We start from the raw sequence: 25,613 nt of genomic DNA, 5'->3' as shown, positions 1-25,613 counted from the left end.
CTCGGCGTGTATAAACATTCATCACCGATATATGATCGGGCAATTATCAAGGGCAAAATCGCCCTGACTGCCAGCCCTGACAACACGCCAAAAAAACAAGAGAGCGCGCAATGAATCTGAGCAAGGTCGACCTCAATCTCTTTATCGTCTTCGACGCGATCTACACCGAAGCCAACCTGACGCGCGCCGGGCAGATTGTCGGCATTACCCAGCCTGCGGTTTCCAATGCCCTGGCGCGGTTGCGCGAAACCTTCAACGACCCGTTATTCGTGCGTACCGCGCAAGGCATGGTGCCGACGCCGATGGCGCAAAACATTATCGGCCCGGTGCGCAACGCGCTCTCGCTGCTGCGTGTGTCAGTGCAGGAAAGCCGCATTTTCAACCCGTTGCAGGCGGTTAAGACCTACCGCATCAGCATGACCGACCTCACCGAAGCGGTGATTCTGCCGCCGCTGTTCCAGCGCCTGCGACGCCTGGCGCCGACAGTGATCATCGAAAGCTTCCTGTCGAAACGCCGCGAAACCACCAAGGAATTGGCGGCCGGTCGCCTCGACTTCGCCGTGGATGCGCCGCTCAATACCGACCCGCAAGTGCGCCACGTCAAACTGATGGAAGACCGTTACGTGTGTGCGATGCGCAAGGGTCATCCCATGGCCGGCAAGGAAAAATTCAGCCTCGATGACTATTTGTCACTAACGCACATTCACATTTCCAGCCGTCGCAACGGGCTCGGGCATGTCGATCTGGCGCTGGGGAAAATGGGCATTCAGCGCAAGATCGCCCTGCGTTCCCAGCATTATTTGATGGCGTCCCAGGTGTTGCAGCAGACCGATATGGTCATGACGGTGCCGGAGCGCTTTGCCCGTCGGCATGAGTTGCAGGCGTTCAATCTGCCGGTCAACGATGTGCCGCCGGTGGAAACCCATTTGTACTGGCACGAAAGCACCGATCAGGACCCGGCCAACCGCTGGATGCGCGAGCAGATGATTGAGTTGTGCCAGCAGGTTACGGCGCATGAGAAAAAGCTCGATAAGGCGTAGGACGTATGACCGCTTTATCGTTCATCGCGAGCAAGCTCGCTCCCACATAGGACCGAGGTGAACGCAAATCCAATATGGGAACGAGCTCGCTCGCGATGAGGCCCCCAAGAACCCAGAAAATCCAAGCTGCTTGACGTAAACGTCAACCTGCCATTAGCTTAGCGCCATGACTTTCTTCGAGCGCGCCCATGAGCAGCCAGACTTACAGCATTTCCGATCTCGCCCGCGAGCTAGACATCACCACCCGGGCGATTCGTTTTTATGAAGAGCAAGGCCTGCTCCGCCCCGAGCGTCGGGGCCAGGAGCGGATTTATTCGCCGCGTGACAAGGTCAGCCTGAAGCTGATTCTGCGCGGCAAGCGCATCGGTTTTTCCTTGGCCGAATGCCGCGAGCTGATCGAACTCTACGATCCCACCGGCGGCAATCAAAAACAGCTGCAAACCATGCTCAGCAAAATCGCCGAACGCCGCGAACAGCTTGAGCAGCAGATGCTCGACATCGAACAGATGAAACTCGAACTCGACACCGCGCAAGAGCGCTGCACCCAGGCGCTGGAACAGACGATCAAGAGCCAGCAACCGGTCCAATAAACACTGCAAATCCCGTAGGAGCAAAGCTTGCTCGCGAACACGGTAGGTCATGCAACATCGATGTCGACTGACCTGACGCTATCGCGAGCAAGCTTTGCTCCTACAAGGGTTATCTGAACAATTAAAAGGTCCATCGCCATGTCCCTCCCCACCCACGTACGCCTGGTCGAAGTCGGCCCCCGCGACGGTCTGCAAAACGAAGCTCAGCCCATCAGCGTCGCGGACAAAGTGCGACTGGTCGATGCCTTGAGCGCTGCCGGCCTCGGCTATATAGAAGTCGGCAGTTTCGTCTCGCCGAAATGGGTGCCGCAAATGGCCGGTTCCGCCGATGTCTTCGCGCAGATCCAGCGCAAGCCCGGCGTAACCTACGGCGCCCTGGCCCCGAACCTGCGCGGTTTTGAAGACGCGATCGCCGCCGGGGTCAAGGAAGTCGCGGTGTTCGCCGCAGCTTCCGAGGCGTTCTCGCAGCGCAACATCAATTGCTCGATCAGCGAAAGCCTCGCACGGTTCGTGCCGATCATGGAAGCGGCGAAACAACATGGCGTCAGCGTGCGCGGTTACGTTTCCTGCGTGTTGGGCTGCCCTTATGAAGGCAATGTCGCGCCGGAACAGGTCGCCATGGTTGCGCGCGAGTTGTTCGCGATGGGCTGCTATGAGGTCTCGCTGGGCGACACCATCGGCACCGGCACCGCGGGGGCAACGCGGAAAATGTTCGAGGTGGTTTCAGCCGATGTGCCGCGAGACAAACTGGCCGGGCATTTTCACGACACTTACGGCCAGGCCATGGCCAACATCTACGCGAGTCTGCTGGAAGGCATCGCGGTGTTCGACAGCTCTATCGCCGGCCTCGGCGGCTGCCCGTATGCCAAAGGCGCGAGCGGTAACGTTGCAACCGAAGACGTTGTGTACCTGCTCAATGGCCTTGGCATCGACACCGGAATCGACCTGGACGCCCTGATTCTCGCGGGCCAACAGATTTCCAGCGTGCTCGGACGCCCCACCGGTTCCCGCGTGGCCAAGGCCCGTAGCGCACAGTAAACGCGCAAATGAGTCCGGGTGTTACCGCAGCCGCGTTTGTGCGGGGATAAACGAGTAACACGGAAACAAATTGTCGGATTTGATCTGAAGGGAAATTCCTGCAAAATCTTAATTCGTTGATTTTAAAGGGATTCTTAAAGTTGGCACGGCTTCTGCTATCTCTATGGCATAACAAGAATAAAAAGCAGCAAACCAATAAAAATAAGACGAAACGACTCTGACATAACAAGAACAACACGGCAGAGACGCAGCTAACAGATTTTTTTGGAGAGGATGTGCTTTTCAGGGTGCTTTTCGGAGTAACCCGCAACCGGGCAGAGAACAATAAAACTACCTTCAGGTAGCCCCCGAACTGGTTGGATCGCTCGGCGAAAAAGCAGATCAGCGCTCAAAAAAATACGTTTGCTCTTGATCCCGGATGGGGATCGACAAGAAAAGCGGTAAAGGGCCACGGTTGCCAAAAACAACAACAGACCGACCCTCAATAATAAAAAAAGAGCACGCGCAACGACAAATTAAAGGGGAGCCTCGGCTCCCCTTTGTGCTTTCTGCGATTCACCGCCATCACCTGCCCCTGTAGGAGCGAGGCTTGCCCGCGAAGGCAACGCCACGGTCCGACAGAAAACCTGTGGGACCCAAGCTTGCTCCTACAGGATCTCCAGCGGTTGCAGATTCTTGCCAAAACACCAAACCCTGTGGGAGCCGAGCTTGCTCGCGATGGCGTCAGCCCAGCCACCATCAATGCTGGATAACAGACCGCCATCGCTGGCAAGCCTCGCTCCTACGGTATCGCTTTGAGCTCCTCGATACTGATCTCGCGCATGCGGAATTTCTGGATCTTGCCGGTCACTGTCATCGGGAATTCCTCGACGAACTTGAAGTGGCGCGGCGTCTTGAAGTGCGCGATGCGTGATTTGCACCAGGTTTTCAAGTCTTCTTCGGTAGCGCTGTGGCCGGGATGAAACTTGACCCACGCGACAATCTCCTCGCCGTAACGCGAACACGGAATGCCGATCACCTGCACGTCCGCCACCGCCGGATGCGTGAAGAAAAACTCCTCCAGTTCACGCGGATAAACGTTTTCCCCGCCACGGATGATCATGTCTTTGTTGCGCCCGGCGATGCATACGTAACCCTCGTCATTCATGCTCGCCAGATCGCCAGTGTGCATCCAGCCGGCCTCATCGATTGCCTCCGCCGTACCTTGCGGATTGTTCCAGTAACCGAGCATCACGCTGTAACCGCGCGTGCACAGCTCGCCGATAGTGCCGCGCGGCACCAGGTTGCCAGCCTCGTCGATGATCTTGCTTTCCAGTTGCGGCTGAGTACGTCCAACCGTGGTCACGCGCAATTCCAGTTCGTCTGCAGGACCGGTCTGTAATGACACCGGACTGGTTTCCGTCATGCCGTAGGCAATCTGCACCTCGCTCATGTGCATTTCCTTGATGACCCGGCGCATCACTTCAATCGGGCACGTCGCCCCGGCCATGATCCCGGTGCGCAGGGTCGACAGGTCGAACTCGCCGCGCTGCGGTTGATCGAGCATGGCGATGAACATGGTCGGCACGCCATATAGCGCGGTGGCTTGTTCTTCGGCCACGGTGCTCAGGGTCAGCAAAGGGTCGAAGGCATCGTTGGGGTAAATCATCGTGCTGCCGTGGGTGATGCAGCCGAGATTGCCCATGACCATGCCGAAACAGTGATAAAGCGGCACCGGAATGACCAGCCGATCATCAGCAGTCAAACCCAGGCTTTCGCCGACCATGTAGCCGTTATTGAGAATGTTGTAGTGACTGAGGGTCGCGCCTTTGGGGAAACCGGTGGTGCCGGAGGTGTACTGGATATTCACCGGTTGGTCGAAATGCAGGCTGTTCTGGCGCTCATCGAGTTGTTCGGCAGTGACGCTGGCGGCGAGATCGGCCAGCTGTGTCCATGGCAGAAAACCCGAAGGCGGGCGAGCGTCGAGGCTGATGACGCCGCGCAATTCCGGCAGGCGTTCGCTGCGCAATTGACCGATCGATTGCTCCGCCAATTCGGGCACCAGGCTTTGCAACATCGCGTGATAGTCGGAGGTCTTGAACGCCCCGGCGCAGACCAACCATTGGCAGCCGGATTGTTTCAACACGTATTCGAGTTCGGAGCTGCGGTAAGCCGGGTTGATGTTGACCAGGATCACCCCGAGCTTCGCGCTGGCGAACTGGCTGATGCACCATTGCGCGCAGTTCGGCGCCCAGATCCCGAGGCGGTCGCCGGCCTGCAGACCCAGCGCCAGCAGCGCCCGCGCGTGCAGATCAACGGTGTCAGCCAATTGCTGCCAGGTGTAGCGCAACTGCTGATGCCGCACGACCAGCGCTTCTCCATTCGGGAATTGCGCCACTGTCTGGTCGAACTTTTCACCGATGGTCATCGCCAGCAAGGCTTTGGCCTGGGAACCGCGCGTATAGCTGCGCTGCGGGTTTGCTCTGGGTTGATCCATGACGACCCCTATTGTCTTTATTGATGGGTTGCCGACGGTCACTTGCGGGACTGCATTTGTGGCGAGGGGGCTTGCCCCCGTTGGGATGCGAAGCAGCCCCAAAATTTCCGATGCACCAAAGATTTTGTGAGTGCTACGCACTCAAACAGGGGCAAGCCCCCTCGCCACAGATCCCACAGGGATGGTCCGCTGTTCAATCTTGAACGGCCCTACTCTCGCTCAAGTTGACGTTAACGTAAAGGGTGATTGACAGTCATCTGCCGCAGGCTTACGTTAACGTAAAGGTGAGAGCCGATTCACTGCCCTCCCCAACCGACAAAAAAGCCAATAGGTGACCCATGAGCTACCCATCCCTGAACTTCGCCCTCGGTGAAACCATCGACATGCTGCGCGATCAGGTTCAGTCCTTCGTTGCCAAGGAGATCGCTCCACGCGCGGCGCAGATCGACATCGACAACCTGTTTCCCGCTGACCTGTGGCGCAAATTCGGCGACATGGGCCTGCTCGGCGTCACCGTTCCGGAAGAGTACGGCGGCGCTGGCCTGGGTTATCTGGCGCACGTGGTGATCATGGAAGAAATCAGCCGCGGTTCCGCCTCGGTTGCGCTGTCCTACGGCGCGCATTCCAACCTCTGCGTCAACCAGATCAACCGCAATGGCAATCACCAACAGAAAACCAAATACCTGCCCAAACTGATCAGCGGCGAACACGTCGGCGCCCTCGCCATGAGCGAGCCGAACGCCGGTTCCGACGTGGTTTCGATGAAACTGCGCGCCGACAAACGCGGCGATAAATACGTGCTCAACGGCAGCAAAACCTGGATCACCAACGGCCCTGACGCCAACACCTACGTGATCTACGCCAAGACTGACCTGGAAAAAGGCCCGCACGGCATCACTGCTTTCATCGTCGAACGCGATTCGCCGGGCTTCAGCCGCAGCAACAAATTCGACAAGCTCGGCATGCGCGGTTCAAACACTTGCGAACTGTTTTTCGACGACGTCGAAGTGCCGGAAGAAAACATCCTCGGCGTGCTCAATGGCGGCGTGAAAGTGCTGATGAGCGGCCTCGATTACGAGCGCGTCGTGCTCTCCGGCGGCCCGACCGGGATCATGCAGGCATGCATGGACCTGATCGTGCCGTACATCCACGACCGCAAACAGTTCGGCCAGAGCATCGGCGAATTCCAGCTGATCCAAGGCAAAGTCGCCGACATGTACACCCAACTAAACGCCAGCCGCGCCTACCTGTATGCGGTCGCGCAAGCCTGCGAACGGGGCGAAACCACGCGCAAAGACGCCGCCGGGGTGATCCTCTACAGCGCCGAACGCGCCACGCAAATGGCTCTCGACGCGATCCAGATTCTCGGCGGCAATGGCTACATCAACGAATTCCCCGCCGGACGCCTGTTGCGCGACGCCAAGCTGTACGAAATCGGCGCCGGCACCAGTGAGATCCGTCGCATGCTGATCGGTCGCGAACTGTTCAACGAAACCCGCTAACGGAGCTGTCCATGGCTATCCTGCATACCCAGCTCAACCCGCGTTCGGCGGAGTTCGCGGCCAACAGCGCGGCGATGCTCAGACAGGTCGACGCCCTGCACACCCTGCTCGCTCAAGTGCAGCAAGGTGGCGGCCCGAAGGCGCAAGAACGGCACACCTCGCGCGGTAAATTGCTGCCGCGCGAGCGCATTAACCGACTGCTTGATCCGGGCTCACCGTTTCTCGAAATCAGCCAACTGGCGGCCTACGAAGTGTATGGCGAAGAAGTTCCGGCGGCGGGCGTGATTGCCGGAATCGGCCGCGTCGAAGGCGTCGAATGCATGATCGTCGCCAATGATGCGACGGTGAAGGGTGGCTCGTACTACCCATTGACCGTGAAAAAACACCTGCGTGCCCAGACCATCGCCCAGCAAAACCGCCTGCCATGCATCTATCTGGTGGATTCCGGCGGCGCCAATTTGCCGCGTCAGGATGAAGTGTTCCCGGACCGCGAGCACTTCGGCCGGATCTTTTTCAACCAGGCCAACATGAGCGCCATGGGCATTCCGCAGATTGCCGTGGTGATGGGCTCGTGCACCGCTGGCGGCGCTTACGTGCCGGCAATGGCCGACGAAGCGATCATGGTGCGCCAGCAAGCGACGATTTTCCTCGCCGGCCCGCCGCTGGTAAAAGCCGCGACCGGCGAAGTGGTCAGCGCCGAGGATCTTGGCGGCGCCGATGTGCATTGCAAGATTTCCGGGGTCGCCGACCATTATGCCGAAAGCGATGAACACGCCTTGGCCATCGCCCGCCGCAGTGTCGCCAACCTCAACTGGCGCAAGCTCGGCGAACTGCAGCAACGCACGCCGATTGCGCCGCTGTACGCCAGCGATGAGTTGTATGGCGTAGTCTCGGCCGACGCCAAACAGCCATTTGACGTGCGCGAAGTCATCGCGCGGCTGGTCGACGGTTCAGTATTCGACGAATTCAAAGCGCTGTTCGGGACTACGCTGGTCTGCGGCTTTTCCCACCTGCACGGTTACCCAATCGCCATCCTCGCGAACAACGGCATCCTCTTCGCCGAAGCCGCGCAAAAAGGCGCGCACTTCATTGAACTGGCCTGCCAGCGCGGGATTCCGCTGCTGTTTTTGCAGAACATCACCGGGTTCATGGTCGGGCAGAAATACGAGGCCGGCGGCATTGCCAAGCACGGCGCCAAACTGGTGACCGCCGTGGCCTGCGCCAAAGTGCCGAAATTCACCGTGATCATCGGCGGCAGCTTCGGCGCCGGTAACTACGGCATGTGCGGCCGCGCCTACGATCCACGCTTCCTGTGGATGTGGCCGAACGCGCGGATCGGCGTGATGGGCGCCGAGCAAGCGGCGGGCGTGCTGGTGCAGGTCAAACGCGAGCAGGCCGAACGCAGTGGCCAGGCGTTCAGCGCCGAGCAGGAAGCGCAGATCAAGCAACCGATCCTCGACCAATATGAAGAGCAAGGCCATCCGTATTATTCCAGCGCGCGCTTGTGGGACGACGGCGTCATCGACCCGGCGCAGACCCGCGACGTGCTGGCGCTGGCCTTGTCCGCGTCGCTGAACGCGCCAATCGAACCGAGCCGCTTCGGCGTGTTCCGGATGTGATCGGGAGAAAATCATGAGCGACTTCAACACCCTCGAACTGCTGATCGACACACGAGGTTTCGCCACCCTGTGGCTCAGCCGTGAAGAAAAGAACAACGCCTTCAACGCCGAGATGATCCGCGAACTGATCCTCGCGCTGGACAAGGTTGGCGGCGATGCGAGCCTGCGTTTCCTGCTGGTGCGCGGACGCGGCAAGCATTTCAGCGCCGGCGCCGACCTGGCCTGGATGCAGCAATCCGCCGAGCTCGATTACCACACCAACCTCGACGACGCGCGCGAACTCGCGGAGCTGATGTACAACCTCGCCAAACTGAAAATCCCCACGCTGGCCGTGGTGCAAGGCGCGGCGTATGGCGGCGCGCTGGGCCTGATCAGTTGCTGCGACATGGCGATTGGCGCCGATGATGCGCAGTTCTGCCTGTCGGAAGTGCGCATTGGCTTGGCGCCAGCGGTGATCAGCCCGTTCGTCGTGCAAGCCATCGGCGAACGTGCGGCGCGGCGTTATGCACTGACCGCCGAACGTTTCGGTGGGCAACGGGCGCGGGAGATTGGTTTGCTGGCGGAGAGTTATCCGCTCGCCGAACTGGACCAGAAGGTAGAGCAATGGATCGACAACCTGCTGCTCAACAGCCCGGCGGCAATGCGCACGAGCAAGGATTTACTGCGCGAAGTCGGCCACGGTGCGCTGACGCCGGCGCTGCGCCGATACACCGAAAACGCCATCGCGCGGATTCGGGTCAGCCCTGAAGGTCAGGAAGGTCTGCGCGCCTTTCTGCAAAAACGTCCGCCGAACTGGCAAGCCGAATCCACCAAGGAGCCGCGTTGATGAGCGCACCTGTTCTCACCACCCTGCTGGTGGCCAATCGCGGCGAAATTGCCTGCCGCGTGATGCGCACCGCCAAAGCCCTGGGCCTGACCACCGTCGCCGTGCACAGCGCCACCGACCGTGACGCCCGGCACAGCCGCGAGGCGGATATCCGCGTCGACCTCGGCGGCAGCAAGGCTGCCGAGAGCTATTTGCAGATCGATAAACTGATCGCTGCGGCCAAGGCCAGCGGCGCTCAGGCGATTCATCCGGGTTACGGCTTTCTCTCGGAAAACGCCGAATTCGCCCGCGCCATCGAAGCCGCCGGGCTGATTTTCCTCGGCCCACCCGCCTCGGCCATCGACGCCATGGGCAGCAAATCGGCGGCCAAAGCCTTGATGGAAACCGCCGGCGTGCCACTGGTGCCGGGCTATCACGGCGAAGCCCAGGACCTCGACACCTTCCGTGACGCCTGCGCGCGCATCGGTTATCCGGTGTTGCTCAAAGCCACGGCGGGCGGCGGTGGCAAAGGCATGAAAGTGGTCGAGGACGTCAGCCAATTGGCCGAGGCCCTGGCCTCGGCGCAACGCGAGGCGAAATCGTCATTTGGCAATTCGCGGATGTTGGTCGAGAAGTATCTGCTCAAGCCGCGCCACGTCGAAATTCAGGTGTTTGCCGACCAACACGGCAACTGCCTGTACCTGAATGAACGTGATTGCTCGATTCAGCGCCGCCATCAGAAAGTCGTCGAAGAAGCACCGGCGCCCGGTTTGAGTGCGGAATTGCGGCGGGCGATGGGCGAAGCGGCGGTGCGTTCGGCGCAGGCGATCGGTTACGTCGGCGCCGGCACCGTCGAGTTTTTGCTGGATTCGCGCGGCGAGTTTTTCTTCATGGAAATGAACACGCGCCTGCAAGTCGAGCACCCGGTCACCGAAGCAATCACCGGCCTCGATCTGGTGGCGTGGCAGATTCGCGTGGCGCGCGGTGAGGCGTTGCCGATGACCCAAGCTGAAGTGCCGCTGATCGGCCATGCCATCGAAGTGCGGCTGTACGCCGAAGATCCGGGCAATGACTTTTTACCGGCGACCGGACGGCTGGAGTTGTACCGCGAGTCGGCCGCTGGGCCGGGGCGCCGGGTGGACAGCGGGGTTGAGGAAGGTGACGAGATTTCGCCGTTCTATGACCCGATGCTCGGCAAGCTGATTGCGTGGGGCGAGGACCGTGAACAGGCGCGCCTGCGCTTGTTAAGCATGCTCGATGAGTTCGCGATTGGCGGGCTGAAGACCAACATCAACTTCCTGCGGCGGATCATCGATCATCCGGCGTTTGCTGCGGCGGAGCTGGATACCGGGTTTATCCCGCGTTATCAGGAGCAATTGCTGCCGGCGCCCGCCGAGCTCAGCGACCCATTCTGGCAAGCGGCGGCGCAAGCGTTCGCGCAAGGTCAGCCATCGCTGACGCGCGGCGATGATCCGGGTTCGCCGTGGGCGATCAACAGTGGTTTTCGCTCAGGGCTACGGAAAGAAATCAGCGTGCATTTGAGCTGTGAAGGCCAGGATCGCGCGTTGACTCTGGGCGAGGTGAGCAACGCCCGGATCAGCGGCGAACAGTTGCTGATCGACGATAACGGCGTGCGTCGCCAGCACCGGGCGATCCGCCGTGGCGACAGTTTGTATTTGCAATGGCAAGGCGAATTGCGCCGGGTCGAGGCTTACGATCCGATCGCTGCGGTTGAATCCAGCCACAGCCATCAGGGCGGTCTGACCGCGCCAATGAACGGCAGCATTGTCCGGGTGTTGGTCGAGGCCGGGCAAGCGGTCGAAGCCGGGGCGCAATTGGTGGTGCTCGAAGCGATGAAAATGGAGCACAGCATTCGTGCGCCACACGCCGGGGTAATCAAGGCGTTGTATTGCCAGGAAGGCGAGATGGTCAGCGAAGGCAGTGCGTTGGTCGAGCTGGAAGAAGGGTGAAATGAAGATCGGTCCTGCGCATCACCTTGCGCGGACCGATCTGATCAGAATTTTGCGGTGGCCTGAACCACTACGCCGATGATTCGGCAATCCTCGGTAAACAGGGCTTTCGGGTAGGTTGGATTGAGCGGGACCAGGTAACGCTGACCGCCCTCTTCCATGAGTTTGCGAAAGGTCGCCTCGTCGGTGTCCGGCCACTGCGCGATCACCAGTTTGCCGGGCTCCGGAACGATGGCCGGGTCGACTAGAATCATCATCCCTTCGGCAACACTGAAACCACTGGGCGCGGTCATCGCGTCACCGACTACCGAGAGCCAGAACGCCGGGCCCTGCGCGTGATAGTCGGTGAGCTCGTAGCGCTCGTTCTTGCGATACACCGTCAGTTCACCGTCGCGCAATTGCGCCGGCTCCCGCCAGTCGCTGACCGGATAGCGGAAGTATGGGTTGTATTTGAGCGCCAGCGGCATCTCGTCCTCTTCCGATTCCACGCGTTCGCGGATCACCAGCGCTACTTCGAGAAAGTCCATGCCCAGCGCTTTCAACACGCGGTTCATGTTCTCGACGCCAGGGTCGCGACGTTTGTTGAGCCAGTGGCCGACGCCGCCCTGGGACATCCCGAGGCGCTCTGCGAGTATCTCTTGAGTGATTTTGAGTTCACTCATTTTGGCCTTGACCAATTCAATCCATTTATCCATGTGCGGCACGATACGTGGGGCTCTCCGACCCGCAAAACACAAATTGTAGTATTTAAATATTCGTCACAAATACAGCACGTATTAAGATGGAATCACGGATCTGAATCTATCACGGAGTTCACCAGCATCATGACAATCCCCAGCCAGGACACGCCAGAGCAGCAAATCGACACCACGTTCACCTCGCCAAAAGGCTGCGCCGCCGCGCAACGAGCGTTGGATTATTACTTGAAACCAGCTGTTTCAGAGGTGGTGATCCAGTCGCGTTTCTTCGACGTCAATCGCAATGTCAGCTGCGAGGAGGCGCTGGTCCACGCCTCGGACCTGCTGCGCTGTGCCGCCGCTACCGCGCAGGAATCGGCAGACAACCTGCAGGGCTCGCATCGCGCGTTGGCATTTTCAGTGGTGCACATGATTGATATGGCGCAAGCCATGGTTGACCGCTCGCTGGACGGCGATCAGGAAGACTGAAGAAGACTGGATTTAGCGAAGGACAGGAAAGAATTTTCCTATCGCGCAGATAAAATCATTTGACTTGCAAACGAGAATGATTATTATTGCATGCAGCTGGTCGCGAGATCAGTCGATGGACCAGAGGACCTTAGGTCGGTCTCCTGGACTATCTCCTCATCAGGCTAATCACGGTTTTTGACCCGGCTTTTTGCCGGGTCTTTTTTTTGCCAGTTATTCTGGCTTTGGCTTCAGGCTAATGAAGACTGTAGGTGCTGCTAATTCGATGGCCGGCATGATATCAAAAGAATGTCCGTTGGCAAGAGAACCCCGCCAGCATTGGGCCGAACTAATCCGAATTAGCACTTGAGAATCAATCGCACACTCTCTAAGCTTCGTCCGCGTCAAGGAGGACGCCCCCGCTCTGCCCTCGATTTTTCCGCCGATTCCCCCCCGCCTTGCGTGTAAAGTAGCAGCCATAAAATCATAATCAGGAACCGACTATGACCGTGGCTAAATCCTCTTTCGACATCAGCGCCAATTTTGACAGCGGCAACATTGAAGTGCTGGACATCAGCAACCCGTTGCAGGCCCTTCTGGCGATCAAACCGGACACACGCAGCCAACATTTCCAGTGGTTCCACTTCAAGGCCAGCGGCCTGCACGTCGGTCAAGACCATTGGTTTCGCCTGAACAATGCGAGCAAATCCTCCTACAACAAAGCCTGGGACGGTTATCAAGCCGTGGCCTCCTACGACCACGTCAACTGGTTCCGCGTACCGACCATTTTTGAAGGCGATTGCCTGCGCTTCAGCCTCGAAGCGACGGCCACTCACGCCTGGTTTGCCTATTTCGAACCGTACAGCCGTGGTCGTCACGACTGGCTGATCGAGCAGGCGCTGACCAAGGCTGGCACCGAGCTGCTGGCCACCGGCAAAAGCGTTGAGGGTCGCGACATTCAATTACTGCGCAAAGGCACCGGCGCGGCTGGCCAGCGCAAAGTCTGGATCATCGCCCAGCAACATCCCGGCGAGCACATGGCCGAGTGGTTCATGGAGGGCGTGATCGAACGCCTGGAAAACCACGACGACCCAGTGCTGCAAAAACTCCTGGCCAAAGCCGACCTGTACCTGGTGCCGAACATGAACCCGGACGGCGCGTTCCACGGCCATTTGCGCACCAACGCCATGGGCCAGGACCTGAACCGCGCCTGGCAGAACGCCACGCCGGAAATCAGCCCGGAAGTGTATTTTGTTCGGCAACAGATGGAGCAGTACGGCGTCGATCTGTTTCTCGACATTCACGGCGATGAGGAAATCCCCTACATCTTCACTGCTGGCTGCGAAGGCAATCCGGGCTACACGCCGCGCATCGAAGAGCTGGAGACGCACTTCCGCAACCACTTGAAGCATCTGACCAAAGATTTCCAGACCAAGCACGGCTACACCCGCGACCTGCCGGGCCAGGCCAACATGACCCTGGCCTGCAACAGCGTCGGGCAGAAATTCGATTGCCTGTCGCTGACCCTGGAAATGCCCTTCAAGGACAATAACGACGCACCGAACCCGCTGACAGGCTGGTCGGGCAAACGCTCGAAACAGTTGGGTAAAGACGTGCTGACCACCGTTGCCGAGATGATCGAAAGCGTCCGCTGATCATCCTGCAAACACAAAAGATCCCAGCCTTCGAATCCTAAGAAGCTGCGATCTTTGCGTTTGCGGGCAACCGCACGCAATCCTCCGGCCCCAACAATCGTCCATCCTCGGCGCGCAATTCCAGCGCGCGTATCGGTTTGCCGTGCTGACGATCCACCACTTGTGAACGCGCCTCCCCCGCCGCAAAGAAAAACGCCTCGCCCCACTGGCGCAAACCGATGATCAGCGGGAACAGGCCCCGGCCCTTTTCCGTCAGCACGTATTCCTGATAAGCGCTGCCGTCCGACGCCGGCACCAAGTCGAAAATCCCGTGCGTGACCAAGGTGCGCAGGCGCGCCGAGAGGATGTTCTTGGCCATGCCCAGACTTCGCTGAAACTCGCCGAACCGCCGGATGCCATCGAACGCATCGCGCACGATCAGCAACGACCACCAATCACCAATCGCGTCCAGCGACCGTGCCACCGGGCATTCGGCGTCTTGCATGCTTGTACGTTTGACCATGATCGCGCTCGCCGACTGCAAATGTGGTTGCAATATAAAACCAGTCTCCTTACCGTACAACTGGTTTTATTTTGAAACCACATCAGGAGCCTGGCATGAAGCCCAATCAATCCTTGAACAGCGGCGTGGTGTTGCTGTTCGCAGTCGCCTGCGGTCTCGCCGTCGGCAACGTGTATTACGCGCAACCGCTGCTCGACGCGATGGCCGACGCTTTCGGCATGAGCCCGGCGACCATCGGCATCGTCGTCACGCTGACTCAGGTCGGTTACGGCTTGGGGCTGTTGTTGCTAGTGCCGTTGGGGGATCTGCTCAATCGTCGGCGCCTGATCGTCACGCAGACGCTGTTGTCGGCGCTGGCGTTGCTGATGATCGCGCTGGCGCAAAACAGCATCTGGCTACTGATCGGCATGGCGTTGACCGGATTGCTCGCGGTGGTCACCCAGGTTTTGGTCGCCTACGCCGCGACCCTGGCCATTCCGGCGCAGCGCGGGCGCGTGGTCGGCGTGGTCACCAGCGGCATCGTCGTCGGCATTCTGCTCGCGCGAACGGTCGCCGGCGGCATGGCCGATCTGGCCGGTTGGCGCTCGATTTATTGGCTGTCGGCGGGTTTGACGTTGCTGATGGCGCTGCTGCTGTTGCGCGTGTTGCCGAAGCACGAAGCCGCGCAACCGGCGCATTCTTACGCGGCGCTGATCGGCTCGGTGTTTACGCTGTTTAAAGAAGAACCGGTGCTGCGCCAACGAGCGGTCCTCGCGTTGCTGACCTTCGCCAGCGCGATGGTGTTGTGGACGCCGATGGTCTTGCCGCTGAGCGCGCCGCCGCTGTCGTTATCGCACACCCAAATCGGATTATTCGGCCTCGCCGGTGCCGCTGGCGCACTCGGGGCGGCGCGCGCGGGGCATTGGGCGGATCGCGGTTTGGGGCAATGGACCAGCGGGTTGTCGCTGCTGTTGATGCTCGCGTCGTGGTTGCCCATCGCGCTGACGCAATCTTCGCTGTGGGCGCTGCTGCTGGGGGTTATCACCCTGGATCTGGGTCTGCAAGCGGTGCACGTCACCAGCCAAAGCATGATCTACAGCGTACGGCCCGAAGCGCAAAGTCGCCTGACTGCCGGGTATATGCTGTTTTACTCGATTGGCAGCGCGCTGGGCTCGATCGGCTCGACGGCGATGTACGCGTGGGCCGGATGGATTGGCGTGTGTTGGCTCGGTGCCGGAATCAACGCCGTGGCGTTGCTCTATTGGTGGCTGACCCTGGCCGCCAAACCCCAGCCACTTCCCCATCCCCTGTAGCAGCTGCCGAGCACCGCGAGGCTGCGATTGGCGCCGGACGCAGCCTCGCGGTGCTCGGCAGCTGCTACAAAAGATGCGTGAATCAGAGGTGATCCTTACCCCGCAACATGCTGTCCAGCACATCATCGCGGCGCACCCAGCCATGGAACAGCGCCGCCGCCAGATGCAGCAATACCGTCAGAAACAGCAGATACGCCAGATACCCGTGCGCCGTGCGCAGCAGCGCAAATAGCTGCGCATCTGCCGGCAGGATCGCTGGCAATTGCAACGAACTGCTGAGCATCACCGGGTCGCCGGCAGCGGAAATCATCGCCCAGCCGAGCAACGGCAAAATCAGCATCAACGCATACAGCAACACGTGCGATGCCTTGGCCGCCAGCGCTTGCCAACTCGGCAAATCCGCCGGCAGCGGCGGCTGTTGCGTGGAGAAACGCACCACCAGGCGCACGATCACCAGCAACAAAATCGCAATGCCCAACGGCTTGTGCAGATGAATCAGCCATTCATGCCGCTCGGACACCGAGGCCACCATGCCGGCGCCGATAAACAGCATCGCGATGATCATCAGCGCCATCAACCAGTGCAACAGGCGCACCAGCGGGGCGAAATGTTTCGGTTGGGCGCTCATTGTTTAGCCTCCTGTTTAGCGGCGGGCAACTGACTGACTTCGCTGGTGCGGCGCAAGTAGGAACTCGCGTAACCGGCCGAGCGCGCAGCGAGCAACGGGTCGGCGGAACCTTCGATGCCGGCCGGCAACACCAGCGGATCGTAGTTGATGTCGCGGCACTCGCCGTCCAGTTGCGGCTGGGTGGCGCTGAGCACCAACGTCCCGGCGTTGATTACTTTGCGCCCGGCCGGCCAGGATTTGCTGGCGTCGTTCACCGGATCGTCAGCGTTGGCCAACGTCAGGTTCAACTGGAAACGCAGCGGACCCGCGCCGATCCGTTGCACCAGGTCTTTCTCAAGGAAATCCGCGCCCTCAGGCGCCGTCGCCCCCGCTGCATCCTGCGCCAGCGGAACCATGCTCCAGCGCACGGCTTGCTTTTGCCCCGCCGCATTCACCAGGTAGAACGCGTTGACGCTGTTGTAGGTTTCCGTCACGTAGCTCGCCGACGGCTTGGCGGTCTTGATCCAGGCCAGGAACGGCCCCGCTTCCGGGTGCGAACCAAAGAATGCCGGGACCGCCGTCGGGTTCGGTTTACCGGTAGCCGGGTCCGGTGACTGCGCTTGCTGCAACTGATAAAACGCTTCGGGCGTGCCGACCGGGAACACCGGCATGCTGTTCATCCCGGTGCGCCACTGTTGGCCATTGGCCTGGGTGAAACGTAGCGCCAGGCTGCGGATCGGCACGCTGCTGTCCGGCGCGTACGGGCTGCCCGCCGGTAACGCAAAACGGCCGACAACAGGCGTCTGCGGGTCGTTGAACACTTGCGCGGTGGAATAGCTGCGCGCTTCCCCGCTGCTCTCGAAATGACCGATCACGCACACGCCTTTCGAGTGATTACGGCGGAAACCCGGGTGCACGCCGTTGTTGGTTTCGAGCACGTTGATCAATTTTTTCGGGGTCAGGCGTTGTGGGTCAAAGGTGCCGTTGACGTAGGCAAAAGCCCCGGCGACGGCCGCGACGATCACGCCGATGCCAGCCAGGCGCGCAATCAGGCTGGCGCTGCTCAGCGGCGGCCGGTTGGGCGGTGTTGAGCGATCTACCATGAAAGACTCCAGGGCCAGCGGCCACAAGTGAGAAGAATCAGCCAGACGCACCCCGCGCAGGTTTATTCCATCGCCCGGTATTTATTTTTGCGGGCGTGGAATAACCTCCAATGCCGGACGTCTTCCTAGTCCTAGCGTAGTGACTGGCCGGAACTTCATGCACGATATCGACGAACAACTGCGGGAAATCATTCCCAGACTGCGCCGGTTTGCCGTGTCGTTGACGCGCAACTCCAGCGGCGCCGACGATCTGGTCCAGGCCAGTCTGGAAAAAGCGCTGTCGAGTTGGAGCGACAAACGCCCCGACGGCGACCTGCGTGCCTGGCTGTTTGCGATTCTGTATCGGCAGTTTCTCGACGCGCACCGGCGCTCCCGGCGTTACGCACGCATGCTCGAATTCTTTACCGGACGTGACGATGTGCAGCCTTCGGTCGAGCGCACGGTGATCGCCCAATCGACCCTGCAAGCGTTCGATCAGCTCAACACCGAACAGCGCGCGTTGCTGCTCTGGGTGTCGGTCGAAGGCCTGACGTATAAGGAGGTCGCCGAGATTCTCGGCGTCCCGACTGGCACCGTGATGTCCCGCCTGTCCCGCGCCCGCCAGGCCTTGCGCGAACTCAGCGACGGCGAAATCAGCCGCCCTTCCCTGCGGAGACTCAAATGATCAGCATGCCCCCAAGCGAGCGTGACCTGCACGCCTACGTCGATCACCAACTCAGCGACGCCGACCGACGTCTGGTAGAGACTTTTCTGGCGAGCAACGCCGAGGTTTCCGCACAGGTGCGCGCCTGGCAACAGGACGCCCAGCAACTGCGCGCGGCGCTGAGTGGCGCGTTGCAGCAGACGGCTAATCCGCAGCTGGATCCGGCGCTGATTCGCCAGCGCCTGAAACGTCAGTCCCGGCGTCATCTGGCCAGCGCGGCGGTGTTGCTGATTGCAGTCAGTGTCGGCGGTTTTGGTGGCTGGAAAGCACGCGAGATCGCCCTCGTCAGCGCCCAGCTGCCCATGGCCGACGCGATGCAGGCGTACCGCTTGTTTGCTCAGCAAGGCGTGATGCCGGCGGATTACAAAGTCAGCGATGAGGGCGATATGCAGCGTTGGCTCGACCGCTATTTCACCCAGGCCAATCGCCTGCCGGACCTGGCGAACGCAGGGTTCAAACCGGTCAGCGGGCGCCTGCTCAGCACCGAGCAAGGGCCGGCGGCGATGGTGGTTTATGAGGACGCGGGCGGGCACAAGATCAGTTTCTACGTGCGCCCGCCAGGCCCGAAAAACTACCTGCTGCCGCGCGGCAGTCGCAGCGATGGCGAGTTGCAGGCCGAATACTGGTCGGGCGCTGGATACAACTACGCAATGGTCAGCCCGAACGACACGCCAGCGGCGCAACTGCTCAAGCAAACACAGCAGTTTTAGCCACACAAAACCCTGTGGGAGCGAGCTTGCTCGCGATCACGGTGTGTCAGCCGACATTGATCTAACTGAAACACCGCTATCGCGAGCAGGCTCACTCCCACAGGGGGCAGCGTCGTTCACAAATAGTGCAACCAACCCAATCCACTGTGGGAGCGAGCTTGCTCGCGATAGCAATTTGTCAGCCGCCATTGATGTAGCTGAAACACCGCTATCGCGAGCAGGCTCGCTCCTACAATGAGTTTGGGCGGTAGTCAGAATCCGACATCCAGCACCACGCTGTCCTGATATGTCCCGGCCGGTGGGGTGTTTTGGTCGGTGTAGATTTTCGCGTTGTAATTGAACACCTGGCTCCCGGTGCCGAGGCCGTTACCAGGATTGACCTCGGCATCGGTGCTGGCGCGCCGCGCGGCGCCGACACTGCCCCAGCGCGTGGTGCCGGCGCTTTTGAAAATGTCATACGCCAGATAATTCCCCCCGGAAATCATCCGTCGGCGCCCGCCGACGCTGACGGCTTGCTGGCCATCGCTCAGCCCCACGGTATAGGCGCTGCCCTTGGTACAGGCCAGGTTGATGGTCTGGCCGGTGACCGGGGCAAACGCGCTGATCACCGGGGCGCTGCCGAAGTTGATGTTCGGCGCGGTGATCGTGCAGTCATTTGCCACAGTCAGGTTGACCGTCAACGTGGTGTTGCCGCTGCCGATGTCGCGTCCCACGCAAATATTGCCAATGCCGAGGCCCGAGCAATAATTCCAGCTCCAGGCAATGCTCAGGGTCTCGCTGTAGATCCCGGCTGCGACATTACTGCCGATGGTCGTGCGTAAAAATATCGGCGCAGTCTTGGGCACCACGCTGCCGAGCAATCCCAGCGCATCAAGGATGCCATTGCGGGCGAAATCGAAGGCAACGCCTCGGGTCAGCGGGTAGCTGGTGGAATTGTTGGCGTACAGCGTGTAGTTGATGATGTCGCCGGTCGGGCCGCGCAGGCCACTTTGGCTGGAGGTGACGGTGGCGTAGAAATGGTCGTTGGCGGACAGCAACGACAACAAAGAACCGGTGCAGCTCAACCCGGCGTTGAGGCTCGAACTGCTCTGCGCTGTGGTGCGCACCGCGATCGAACTCAGCGAACCGAACGCGACCGGCGTGGTGCTGACCACCGAGCACAGCGCCCACGCCGAACCGGGCAAGCACAGCGCCAGCAACGCGAAGAAACACCTGATCATCGACACACCAACGGACCGATCAACGGAATCTGCGCCTGCTGCATGTCCACGGCAAATTGCACCTGACAGTGGCTGCCATCGGCCAGCGTCACGCGCAAACGGTTCTGCGCCTGAAGGTTTTCCAGGTACACCAGCCCGTCCCAACCGACCACGGTTTGCGCGCCACTTTGCTCATGCACAACGCCGCTGCCCAGCGGCAATTCCTGCTGCTGCGCATCCACCAGCACAATGCTCGCGGCGACCACCCGCTGCAGCGGAAACTCCAGCAGATAACCGCTGCCCCGGCGCACCGCAATCCGCTGTTCGACATTAGGGCTGCGCACGTTGGCCGGCAGGTTGAGTGGATCGATTTCATATTTGCCACGGTAATAAGCGCTGCTCCACGGCACCAGAAGATGGCCATTGCGATCGGTCTGGCCGACCTGCTGATTTTCGTAGCGCACCGGAATATCGGCATAGCCGTCGGTGCTGACCAGCACAAACGCGTCGTCGATGCGGTTGGCGGCGAACGCCTGACGGTCCATCCACACCAGCGAACCGCTGGCGTCGGCCCAGCGGGTTTCAGCTTCGCTGGTGCCGTAAACGCCAGCCTGCAATTGCACCGATTGCAGGCGCCAGGTCAGGTCGGCCTGCCGGTATGCCGGGCCGTCGCCCTGCGCATAACCGAGGTTGAAGCCGACCCCGCCTTCGGTCGGCACCGCGCGGCTGTAATTGACGCGTTGCTGACTCTGCCCGGTTTTGCTGCGTTCGCTGCTGATCGCCAGACTGCCGCGCAGGTCGAACGGAATCACCAATTGCGCCTGCACCGCCCAGTTGCTGTCACCGATCTCGCGGTTGCCCGACAGGTAGAAACTGGTGTTGCGCCACAGCGGTTTGCTCCACGTCAGGTTAAGCAGGCGGGTGCGCGAATCGTCCGCCGCGCGCACATCGAAATAACCGACGCCGAGGCTGCCCCAGGTGTCGAGATTGAGGCTCAGGGTCGCCTGCTCGCTGCGCTTGCTGAGGGTCGCGTAAGGGCTGTCGACCACCGACAGGTCGGCGTAGTTTTCATGCCGTTGCAGCCGCTGATAAGAAAAACTGTAGCGCTGACTGCTGTACTGATAGCCGAGGCTCAACTGCTGACCGTTTTCGCCGTCGAACTGGCTTTGACTGAGTGCGGTGTTGAGCACGCCGAAATTGCCCAGGCGCAGATTGCCGCCAAGACCACCGAGGGTCAGGGCTTGCGATGCTTCGGCGTGGCTCTCCAGCGTGAAGTTGTCGCTGACGCCGTAACGCAAACTGCCGGACGTGACGCCGGAACCGTAACCGAAATCCTTGAGGCCATAGTTGCGCCGCAACGTGCCGGCGGCCACGGAAAAATCGCTCAGACCTTTTTGCAGCAGACTGCTGGTGACGTAGAACGGCACCGTGGTCGAAACCTGGCGACCCAAGGCGTCGGTGGTCACCACGACAGCTTCGCCGGCGCCGTTGATGAACGGGATATTGGTCAGCGTGTACGGCCCCGGTTGCAGGTCGGCGCTGCTGGATTTGTAGCCGTTGATGAACAGATCGACCGAGGATGGCACCGCCGCTTCCCCGGCAAACTGCGGCAGCGGGTAAGTCACCAAGTCCGGACGCACGCCGAAGTCACGCGACAACTGCACGCCGCCGAGGCGCACCGAACTGCTCCAGGGCAACGCGCCGCTGACCAGATCGCCGGCCTCGTAGGTCAGCAATCGCTCGTCATCGGAATAACGCCACGTGGTGTCGTAGCGCAGGTAGCCGTTATTCAGCGTGCTGACGGCGTTGCCCGACAAGGTCTGGCGGTATTGCCCGGTGTTCGACAGCGTGCCCCAACCGTCAAACAGCCGCAGTTCGTTCCATGCCGCGAGGTAGGTGCCGGCATCGTCAGTGTCGTTGAGGTAAAGATCGTAGTTGAGCAACGCGCCAAAACTGCTCAGCGCCGGGGTGCGCGGGTAGGCTTCGCGGCTGCCGACAAATTGCTCCGGCAACCACTCCGGCGGCACGTTGACCAGCAGCCGCTGGCCGCTACTGTCGTACTCGCTGTGCAGGCCCGGCAAGCGCTCGAGATCGACGTCGGCATCGACGTTTTCCGGCAGTTTTATGCCACTCTCGCGCAGGGCCGAGGCCGGCAAAAAGAAGCGCCCGCCACGCTGATCGACGGCGACCACGCGTCCGGTATTCATCTGATTGACCACCAACTCCAGAAACAACTGTGCATCGGCCACGGCCTCCATGCCGCTGGGTGGCGGCGGCAAATCGCCGGCCTCGGTGCGCGGGACGATCAGCAGCCAGCACGCGCAGATTGCGGTCCAGATCGGACACAGGAAACTGCGAGCCCAAGCGGGGCTCATTCGCGTCTTACGTCCGTCAATGGACCTTGTCCTCCTTGTTCAGCCTGTCTGGCGAAACCGGGTCGTCAGTGCAGGGGCCGCTTCGCAACCCAGCGCGAGCAAGCTCGCTCGCCACAACAGCTTGAGCACCGTGATATCAGCGCAGTGGCGAAATGCTCTGCACCTGGCTCGCCCCGTTTACCCGCACCAGCAACGCCGATTCCCCGGCCAGCGGTCCCGGCGCCGGCCAGCGCATCACCGCGCCTGGCAGCACGTATCCGAGCAACCCTTCCACCAGCGGTTTGCTTTGCCCGCCCTGCTTCAGCGCGACATCGGTCAAGCGCGCATGCACCGCGCCCTGATTGCGCACTTCGACATACGAGCGGCCATCGACCGCCACCGTGCGCCAACTCAAGTCGGGCAAACCGACACCCTTGGGATCGCGCGGGCGATTGGCGTCTTCCTTGCTCCACAACCCTGCGCCGTAAGCGAACAACGGCACCGAATAACGCATCTGGAAGCGAATCGCCGCCGCTGTCTTGCCGTCCTCGGCGGCAGGCGGCGTGGCCGAAGGAATCTCGTCGATGATGATCCGATAAGCCAGTTCCTGCCCCGGCGGGACGTCCTTGGTCCGGGTCAGGCGTACCAACTGTTTTTGCCCCGGTTCGATCTTCGCCACCGGCGGGCTGCCAATCACATCGCGCTGGTTCTGGTACTGGTCGTTGAAGCCGTTCTGGCTCCAGGCAAACACGCGTATCTGCAGGTTGGCCGTCTCGCTGCCACGGTTTTCCAGCCACAACGCACTGGCCTGTTGATCGGCCTCCAGTACTGGATCTATTGGCCAGATCAGCACCGAGCTGGCGGCCTGCGCCTTGGCGATACCGAAGAACATCAGCGCCACTGCTGCCGCGCGCAAAACCTGTGAAGCCATGTGCCTGCTCCTTGTTGACATCACTGCACTACTTAGACTGATCACCAAGACTGATCACCAAGACAGCTGCACCTGCAACACATCGCTGTACGTTCCACCGGGCTGATTGCCCGGCAACTGCACCTGCCCGTAAATCGGCAAGCGAATGTTGTTGGCATCGGTGTAAGCCACCGCCACGCTCTGGCCGACGCCCAGCGCCTGGCTGAATGCCGCATCGCGAAACAACGCATACGCCACGCGATTGCTTCCGGTGCTCAGCTGCAAATGGCGACCGCTGCTGTTGTACTGGCCGCCATCGACGCTCATGTTCAGGGTTACGCCCGGCGTGCACTGCAACTGCACGCCACCGCTCAGCGCCACTTGCACCGCCCCGGTGTCCAGCGCCGAACGACTGCCGAAGTCGAGGCTGCCGTAATTCGACACACCGCCGACCACCAGGCAACCGGCCGTCACCGTCGCGCTGACCTGAAAGCTCTGACTGGTCACCGCCGCCAGCGGCAACGGCAGGCTGCCCGCACACAGCAAAACCAGCGTCGGCCATCCCTGGCGAGCCATCGCACTAGAACGTCAGTTCGACGGCAACGGTGTCGGTGTAGGTGCCGGCGGGTAAACCGGCCTTGCCGACTGCCTTGCCGTAGATATTCACCGTCTGCGCCACGCCGGTACTGGCGGCGAGATTGATCACGCCGTCGATGGCAAGAATCTGCGAGTGCCCGGCGTCGGTGTACAGGTCGTAAGGCACGAAGTTGCCGCCGCCATCGGCCAGCGCGCGGGTGCCGCCAGGCGACTGTCCGTCATGGCTGCCGGCGCGCACTTTGACCGCCGGGATGGTGCCGCTGGAGCACAGAATCGACAGCCCGCCGCCGCCACCGCCCAACACCTGCGCGTCAGCCTCGGTGAACAGACTGTTGGCGACGCCGAAGTCCAGCGCACCGAAGTTCAGCCCGGTGCTGCCACCGGCGCCGTTGACCTGACAACTGCTGATCAGCGTCAGGCTGGAGGTGATCTGGCCGGTGACTGTGGTGGCCGCGATGGCGCTGGAGCCCAGCGTCAGGCCGAGCAATGACAAACCGATCCTTGATGCAAACATGTGCATGGTGTCCGTCCTCTTCGGGGTTACCAATCGAGCGTTACCGTGAGGGTGTCGGTATAGACACCGGCCGGAACCGCGCGGGTATTCGCCACCACCGCGCCAAATACCGGGATCGGTATCTGCTCTGCGTTGGTCACGGCGAAATTGTGTTGTTGGCCGATGCTGTAGCCCTGTGTGCCGGAAGCATCGAGGAACAACTGATAAATGAGGGTCTGGCGGCCGTTGCTCAGGCGTCGGGTGGCGCCGTCGCCGTGGGCGCCACCGTCGATGGTGACGGTGAACCCGGTGACCGAAGGGTTGCAGGCGACATTCAGCGTACCGCTGCTGTTGTCGCTGAGGCTGGCCTTGATCGGATTGGTCCAGGTTGGCCCCTGCTGGCCAAAATCGAGGCTGCCGAGGTCGCCGACCGGCAGGTCGGGACGCGTGCCATTGTTGACTTCGCAGCCGGCAATGATCGTCAGCCGCGCTTGGATCTGCCCGCTGACCAGCGCATATGCAGGCTCGGCCGGCAACGTCAGTGCACCTGCGGCAACAGGAGCGCCAGCGGCAATAAACGCGCCTGCGGCGAAAATTTTCCAATGCTTGTCAGTCAGCGCCAAACCCAGTTCCCTCTGGTGTCGAACCCCGGACGATCAACCGGCATCGTCCCCTTCCCTGCGCTCCCCGACTCGGCGGGAGCCATCAAACAGCGCCTGCTACCAGGTGACGGTCACCTTCACCAGGTCTGAATAACGGCTGACATGCGGAATTTCCGCCAGCCGTTCAATCCGCGCATACAAAGGCAAATCCACCGAACCGCTGTCCGGTACGCGCCCGCTCACCGGTACATCCACCGCCAGCGGAATGCGCCGCGCCGGGTCTTGATAGAGCCGATAAGGGATGGGTTTGCTCTGTTGGTTGGCTCCCGCCATGTAGCGCACGTCACCGACGCCGCCATGCTGGCCGCCATCGACGCGTAATTGATACGGAGTGTCCGGATTGCACTCCAGTCGCGGCAGGCGCGAACTGATCAGGGCTGCACTCAACGGGCCGGCGGGGTCGTCGAGACGCGCCGTGCTGCCGAAATCCAGCACGCCCAATTGCTCGATGCCCGCGCTGCGTTGCTGGCCGACCAATTGACAGCCGCGCAGCACATCGACACGCACTTGCACCTGCATTTCTGCGGCTGATAAATGTGCGCCGAGCAACAGGCCCAACACGGCGAAAATCCATAATCCTTTCACTGCCCCAATCCTTGTAAGGGGTGACTCCTGAAAGTCAGGTTAGCTAGCGAACGAGA

At 60.9% G+C, this 25,613-nt stretch carries 24 protein-coding genes; 12 read left to right on the top strand and 12 right to left on the bottom strand.

Features of this window, described 5'->3' with window-relative positions; genetic code table 11:
• Window positions 1-110: 110 nt before the first annotated feature.
• The 3 genes from FBY12_RS01350 to FBY12_RS01340 all read left to right on the top strand — a co-directional run bounded on the left by FBY12_RS01350 (window position 111) and on the right by FBY12_RS01340 (window position 2,668).
• Complete coding sequence (locus FBY12_RS01350; RefSeq protein WP_092270176.1) at window positions 111-1,040, top strand: LysR family transcriptional regulator; 930 nt, start codon at window positions 111-113, stop codon at window positions 1,038-1,040.
• Window positions 1,041-1,228: 188 nt separating this feature from the next.
• The gene (locus tag FBY12_RS01345; RefSeq protein ID WP_092270179.1) at window positions 1,229-1,630 is read left to right on the top strand and encodes a MerR family DNA-binding transcriptional regulator; all 402 of its coding nucleotides are present in this window, start codon (window positions 1,229-1,231) and stop codon (window positions 1,628-1,630) included.
• Between the two features lie 138 nt (window positions 1,631-1,768).
• Window positions 1,769-2,668, top strand: a complete 900-nt coding sequence (locus FBY12_RS01340; protein ID WP_145250374.1) for a hydroxymethylglutaryl-CoA lyase — start codon at window positions 1,769-1,771, stop codon at window positions 2,666-2,668.
• A 781-nt stretch (window positions 2,669-3,449) separates the two neighbouring features.
• Here FBY12_RS01340 and FBY12_RS01335 read toward each other — a convergent pair.
• Entirely contained in the window at window positions 3,450-5,144 is a 1,695-nt protein-coding gene (locus tag FBY12_RS01335; protein ID WP_145250372.1) for an AMP-binding protein, read from the bottom strand.
• A gap of 338 nt (window positions 5,145-5,482) precedes the next feature.
• Here FBY12_RS01335 and FBY12_RS01330 point away from each other — a divergent pair, with 338 nt between their 5' ends.
• The 4 genes from FBY12_RS01330 to FBY12_RS01315 are packed head-to-tail and all read left to right on the top strand — an operon-like array spanning window position 5,483 to window position 11,040.
• Window positions 5,483-6,646 carry an isovaleryl-CoA dehydrogenase gene (locus tag FBY12_RS01330; RefSeq protein WP_145250369.1) on the top strand — a complete coding sequence of 388 codons (1,164 nt, stop codon included), beginning with the start codon at window positions 5,483-5,485 and terminating at the stop codon, window positions 6,644-6,646.
• Window positions 6,647-6,657: 11 nt separating this feature from the next.
• Complete coding sequence (locus FBY12_RS01325) at window positions 6,658-8,265, top strand: carboxyl transferase domain-containing protein (protein ID WP_145250367.1); 1,608 nt, start codon at window positions 6,658-6,660, stop codon at window positions 8,263-8,265.
• Between the two features lie 13 nt (window positions 8,266-8,278).
• Window positions 8,279-9,091, top strand: a complete 813-nt coding sequence (locus FBY12_RS01320) for a gamma-carboxygeranoyl-CoA hydratase (protein ID WP_145250364.1) — start codon at window positions 8,279-8,281, stop codon at window positions 9,089-9,091.
• The gene (locus FBY12_RS01315; RefSeq protein ID WP_145250361.1) at window positions 9,091-11,040 is read left to right on the top strand and encodes an acetyl/propionyl/methylcrotonyl-CoA carboxylase subunit alpha; all 1,950 of its coding nucleotides are present in this window, start codon (window positions 9,091-9,093) and stop codon (window positions 11,038-11,040) included. Before FBY12_RS01320 ends, FBY12_RS01315 begins: the two co-directional genes overlap by 1 nt.
• A gap of 44 nt (window positions 11,041-11,084) precedes the next feature.
• On the opposite strand, the gene FBY12_RS01310 is transcribed toward FBY12_RS01315, so the two are convergent.
• The gene (locus tag FBY12_RS01310; protein WP_101209561.1) at window positions 11,085-11,735 is read right to left on the bottom strand and encodes a LexA family transcriptional regulator; all 651 of its coding nucleotides are present in this window, start codon (window positions 11,733-11,735) and stop codon (window positions 11,085-11,087) included.
• Window positions 11,736-11,864: 129 nt separating this feature from the next.
• Here FBY12_RS01310 and FBY12_RS01305 point away from each other — a divergent pair, with 129 nt between their 5' ends.
• Window positions 11,865-12,206, top strand: coding sequence for a DUF6124 family protein (locus FBY12_RS01305; RefSeq protein ID WP_092270203.1), 342 nt, complete (start codon window positions 11,865-11,867; stop codon window positions 12,204-12,206).
• Window positions 12,207-12,688: 482 nt separating this feature from the next.
• Window positions 12,689-13,840, top strand: a complete 1,152-nt coding sequence (locus FBY12_RS01300; RefSeq protein ID WP_145250358.1) for a carboxypeptidase family protein — start codon at window positions 12,689-12,691, stop codon at window positions 13,838-13,840.
• A gap of 37 nt (window positions 13,841-13,877) precedes the next feature.
• Here the strand turns inward: FBY12_RS01300 and FBY12_RS01295 are convergent, their stop codons facing one another.
• A complete protein-coding gene (locus tag FBY12_RS01295; protein ID WP_145250355.1) occupies window positions 13,878-14,342 on the bottom strand; it encodes a helix-turn-helix domain-containing protein in 465 nt (154 codons plus the stop codon).
• A 95-nt stretch (window positions 14,343-14,437) separates the two neighbouring features.
• Between FBY12_RS01295 and FBY12_RS01290 the strand changes: the two genes are divergently transcribed.
• The gene (locus FBY12_RS01290) at window positions 14,438-15,634 is read left to right on the top strand and encodes an MFS transporter (RefSeq protein WP_145250351.1); all 1,197 of its coding nucleotides are present in this window, start codon (window positions 14,438-14,440) and stop codon (window positions 15,632-15,634) included.
• Window positions 15,635-15,716: 82 nt separating this feature from the next.
• Here the strand turns inward: FBY12_RS01290 and FBY12_RS01285 are convergent, their stop codons facing one another.
• Window positions 15,717-16,262, bottom strand: a complete 546-nt coding sequence (locus tag FBY12_RS01285; protein WP_145250348.1) for a cytochrome b — start codon at window positions 16,260-16,262, stop codon at window positions 15,717-15,719.
• Window positions 16,259-17,344, bottom strand: a complete 1,086-nt coding sequence (locus FBY12_RS01280) for a catalase family peroxidase (RefSeq protein ID WP_145250345.1) — start codon at window positions 17,342-17,344, stop codon at window positions 16,259-16,261. The genes FBY12_RS01285 and FBY12_RS01280 overlap by 4 nt, the downstream gene beginning before the upstream one ends.
• Before the next feature lie 157 nt (window positions 17,345-17,501).
• On the opposite strand from FBY12_RS01280, the gene FBY12_RS01275 reads away from it, so the two are divergent.
• Together FBY12_RS01275 and FBY12_RS01270 are read left to right on the top strand one after the other, a co-directional pair.
• Entirely contained in the window at window positions 17,502-18,008 is a 507-nt protein-coding gene (locus FBY12_RS01275) for an RNA polymerase sigma factor (protein WP_145250342.1), read from the top strand.
• Window positions 18,005-18,757, top strand: a complete 753-nt coding sequence (locus tag FBY12_RS01270; protein WP_145250339.1) for an anti-sigma factor — start codon at window positions 18,005-18,007, stop codon at window positions 18,755-18,757. The genes FBY12_RS01275 and FBY12_RS01270 overlap by 4 nt, the downstream gene beginning before the upstream one ends.
• Window positions 18,758-19,008: 251 nt before the next feature.
• On the opposite strand, the gene FBY12_RS01265 is transcribed toward FBY12_RS01270, so the two are convergent.
• From FBY12_RS01265 to FBY12_RS01235, 7 genes are all read right to left on the bottom strand, one after another.
• A complete protein-coding gene (locus FBY12_RS01265) occupies window positions 19,009-19,977 on the bottom strand; it encodes a spore coat U domain-containing protein (protein ID WP_145250336.1) in 969 nt (322 codons plus the stop codon).
• Window positions 19,974-22,331: a fimbria/pilus outer membrane usher protein gene (locus FBY12_RS01260; protein WP_145250333.1), complete on the bottom strand. Its 2,358-nt coding sequence runs from the start codon at window positions 22,329-22,331 to the stop codon at window positions 19,974-19,976. The genes FBY12_RS01265 and FBY12_RS01260 overlap by 4 nt, the downstream gene beginning before the upstream one ends.
• A gap of 136 nt (window positions 22,332-22,467) precedes the next feature.
• A complete protein-coding gene (locus FBY12_RS01255) occupies window positions 22,468-23,241 on the bottom strand; it encodes a molecular chaperone (RefSeq protein WP_371927360.1) in 774 nt (257 codons plus the stop codon).
• Between the two features lie 54 nt (window positions 23,242-23,295).
• Window positions 23,296-23,796 carry a spore coat U domain-containing protein gene (locus FBY12_RS01250; protein WP_145250327.1) on the bottom strand — a complete coding sequence of 167 codons (501 nt, stop codon included), beginning with the start codon at window positions 23,794-23,796 and terminating at the stop codon, window positions 23,296-23,298.
• 4 nt (window positions 23,797-23,800) lie between these two features.
• On the bottom strand, window positions 23,801-24,337 hold the full coding sequence (locus tag FBY12_RS01245; protein WP_145250323.1) for a spore coat U domain-containing protein: 537 nt from the start codon (window positions 24,335-24,337) through the stop codon (window positions 23,801-23,803).
• A 20-nt stretch (window positions 24,338-24,357) separates the two neighbouring features.
• The gene (locus tag FBY12_RS01240) at window positions 24,358-24,927 is read right to left on the bottom strand and encodes a spore coat U domain-containing protein (protein WP_371927381.1); all 570 of its coding nucleotides are present in this window, start codon (window positions 24,925-24,927) and stop codon (window positions 24,358-24,360) included.
• 102 nt (window positions 24,928-25,029) lie between these two features.
• Window positions 25,030-25,491, bottom strand: coding sequence for a spore coat U domain-containing protein (locus FBY12_RS01235; RefSeq protein ID WP_371927380.1), 462 nt, complete (start codon window positions 25,489-25,491; stop codon window positions 25,030-25,032).
• Window positions 25,492-25,613: the final 122 nt, after the last annotated feature.

The organism is Pseudomonas sp. SJZ131 (assembly GCF_007828705.1).
In the GTDB taxonomy this organism is placed as follows: Bacteria; Pseudomonadota; Gammaproteobacteria; order Pseudomonadales; family Pseudomonadaceae; genus Aquipseudomonas; species Aquipseudomonas prosekii.
This window is presented reverse-complemented; position numbering and strand designations above follow the sequence as displayed.

Excerpts from the sequence above, each read along its gene's own strand:
- FBY12_RS01260 (WP_145250333.1), bottom strand. The coding sequence starts at position 22,331 with ATGAGCCCCGCTTGGGCTCGCAGTTTCCTGTGTCCGATCTGGACCGCA.
- FBY12_RS01325 (WP_145250367.1), top strand. The coding sequence starts at position 6,658 with ATGGCTATCCTGCATACCCAGCTCAACCCGCGTTCGGCGGAGTTCGCG.
- FBY12_RS01270 (WP_145250339.1), top strand. The coding sequence starts at position 18,005 with ATGATCAGCATGCCCCCAAGCGAGCGTGACCTGCACGCCTACGTCGAT.
- FBY12_RS01315 (WP_145250361.1), top strand. The coding sequence starts at position 9,091 with ATGAGCGCACCTGTTCTCACCACCCTGCTGGTGGCCAATCGCGGCGAA.
- FBY12_RS01345 (WP_092270179.1), top strand. The coding sequence starts at position 1,229 with ATGAGCAGCCAGACTTACAGCATTTCCGATCTCGCCCGCGAGCTAGAC.
- FBY12_RS01340 (WP_145250374.1), top strand. The coding sequence starts at position 1,769 with ATGTCCCTCCCCACCCACGTACGCCTGGTCGAAGTCGGCCCCCGCGAC.
- FBY12_RS01330 (WP_145250369.1), top strand. The coding sequence starts at position 5,483 with ATGAGCTACCCATCCCTGAACTTCGCCCTCGGTGAAACCATCGACATG.
- FBY12_RS01320 (WP_145250364.1), top strand. The coding sequence starts at position 8,279 with ATGAGCGACTTCAACACCCTCGAACTGCTGATCGACACACGAGGTTTC.
- FBY12_RS01300 (WP_145250358.1), top strand. The coding sequence starts at position 12,689 with ATGACCGTGGCTAAATCCTCTTTCGACATCAGCGCCAATTTTGACAGC.
- FBY12_RS01265 (WP_145250336.1), bottom strand. The coding sequence starts at position 19,977 with ATGATCAGGTGTTTCTTCGCGTTGCTGGCGCTGTGCTTGCCCGGTTCG.
- FBY12_RS01280 (WP_145250345.1), bottom strand. The coding sequence starts at position 17,344 with ATGGTAGATCGCTCAACACCGCCCAACCGGCCGCCGCTGAGCAGCGCC.
- FBY12_RS01310 (WP_101209561.1), bottom strand. The coding sequence starts at position 11,735 with ATGGATAAATGGATTGAATTGGTCAAGGCCAAAATGAGTGAACTCAAA.
- FBY12_RS01295 (WP_145250355.1), bottom strand. The coding sequence starts at position 14,342 with ATGGTCAAACGTACAAGCATGCAAGACGCCGAATGCCCGGTGGCACGG.
- FBY12_RS01245 (WP_145250323.1), bottom strand. The coding sequence starts at position 24,337 with ATGCACATGTTTGCATCAAGGATCGGTTTGTCATTGCTCGGCCTGACG.
- FBY12_RS01290 (WP_145250351.1), top strand. The coding sequence starts at position 14,438 with ATGAAGCCCAATCAATCCTTGAACAGCGGCGTGGTGTTGCTGTTCGCA.
- FBY12_RS01335 (WP_145250372.1), bottom strand. The coding sequence starts at position 5,144 with ATGGATCAACCCAGAGCAAACCCGCAGCGCAGCTATACGCGCGGTTCC.
- FBY12_RS01235 (WP_371927380.1), bottom strand. The coding sequence starts at position 25,491 with ATGCAGGTGCAAGTGCGTGTCGATGTGCTGCGCGGCTGTCAATTGGTC.
- FBY12_RS01250 (WP_145250327.1), bottom strand. The coding sequence starts at position 23,796 with ATGGCTCGCCAGGGATGGCCGACGCTGGTTTTGCTGTGTGCGGGCAGC.
- FBY12_RS01275 (WP_145250342.1), top strand. The coding sequence starts at position 17,502 with ATGCACGATATCGACGAACAACTGCGGGAAATCATTCCCAGACTGCGC.
- FBY12_RS01285 (WP_145250348.1), bottom strand. The coding sequence starts at position 16,262 with ATGAGCGCCCAACCGAAACATTTCGCCCCGCTGGTGCGCCTGTTGCAC.
- FBY12_RS01305 (WP_092270203.1), top strand. The coding sequence starts at position 11,865 with ATGACAATCCCCAGCCAGGACACGCCAGAGCAGCAAATCGACACCACG.
- FBY12_RS01350 (WP_092270176.1), top strand. The coding sequence starts at position 111 with ATGAATCTGAGCAAGGTCGACCTCAATCTCTTTATCGTCTTCGACGCG.
- FBY12_RS01255 (WP_371927360.1), bottom strand. The coding sequence starts at position 23,241 with ATGGCTTCACAGGTTTTGCGCGCGGCAGCAGTGGCGCTGATGTTCTTC.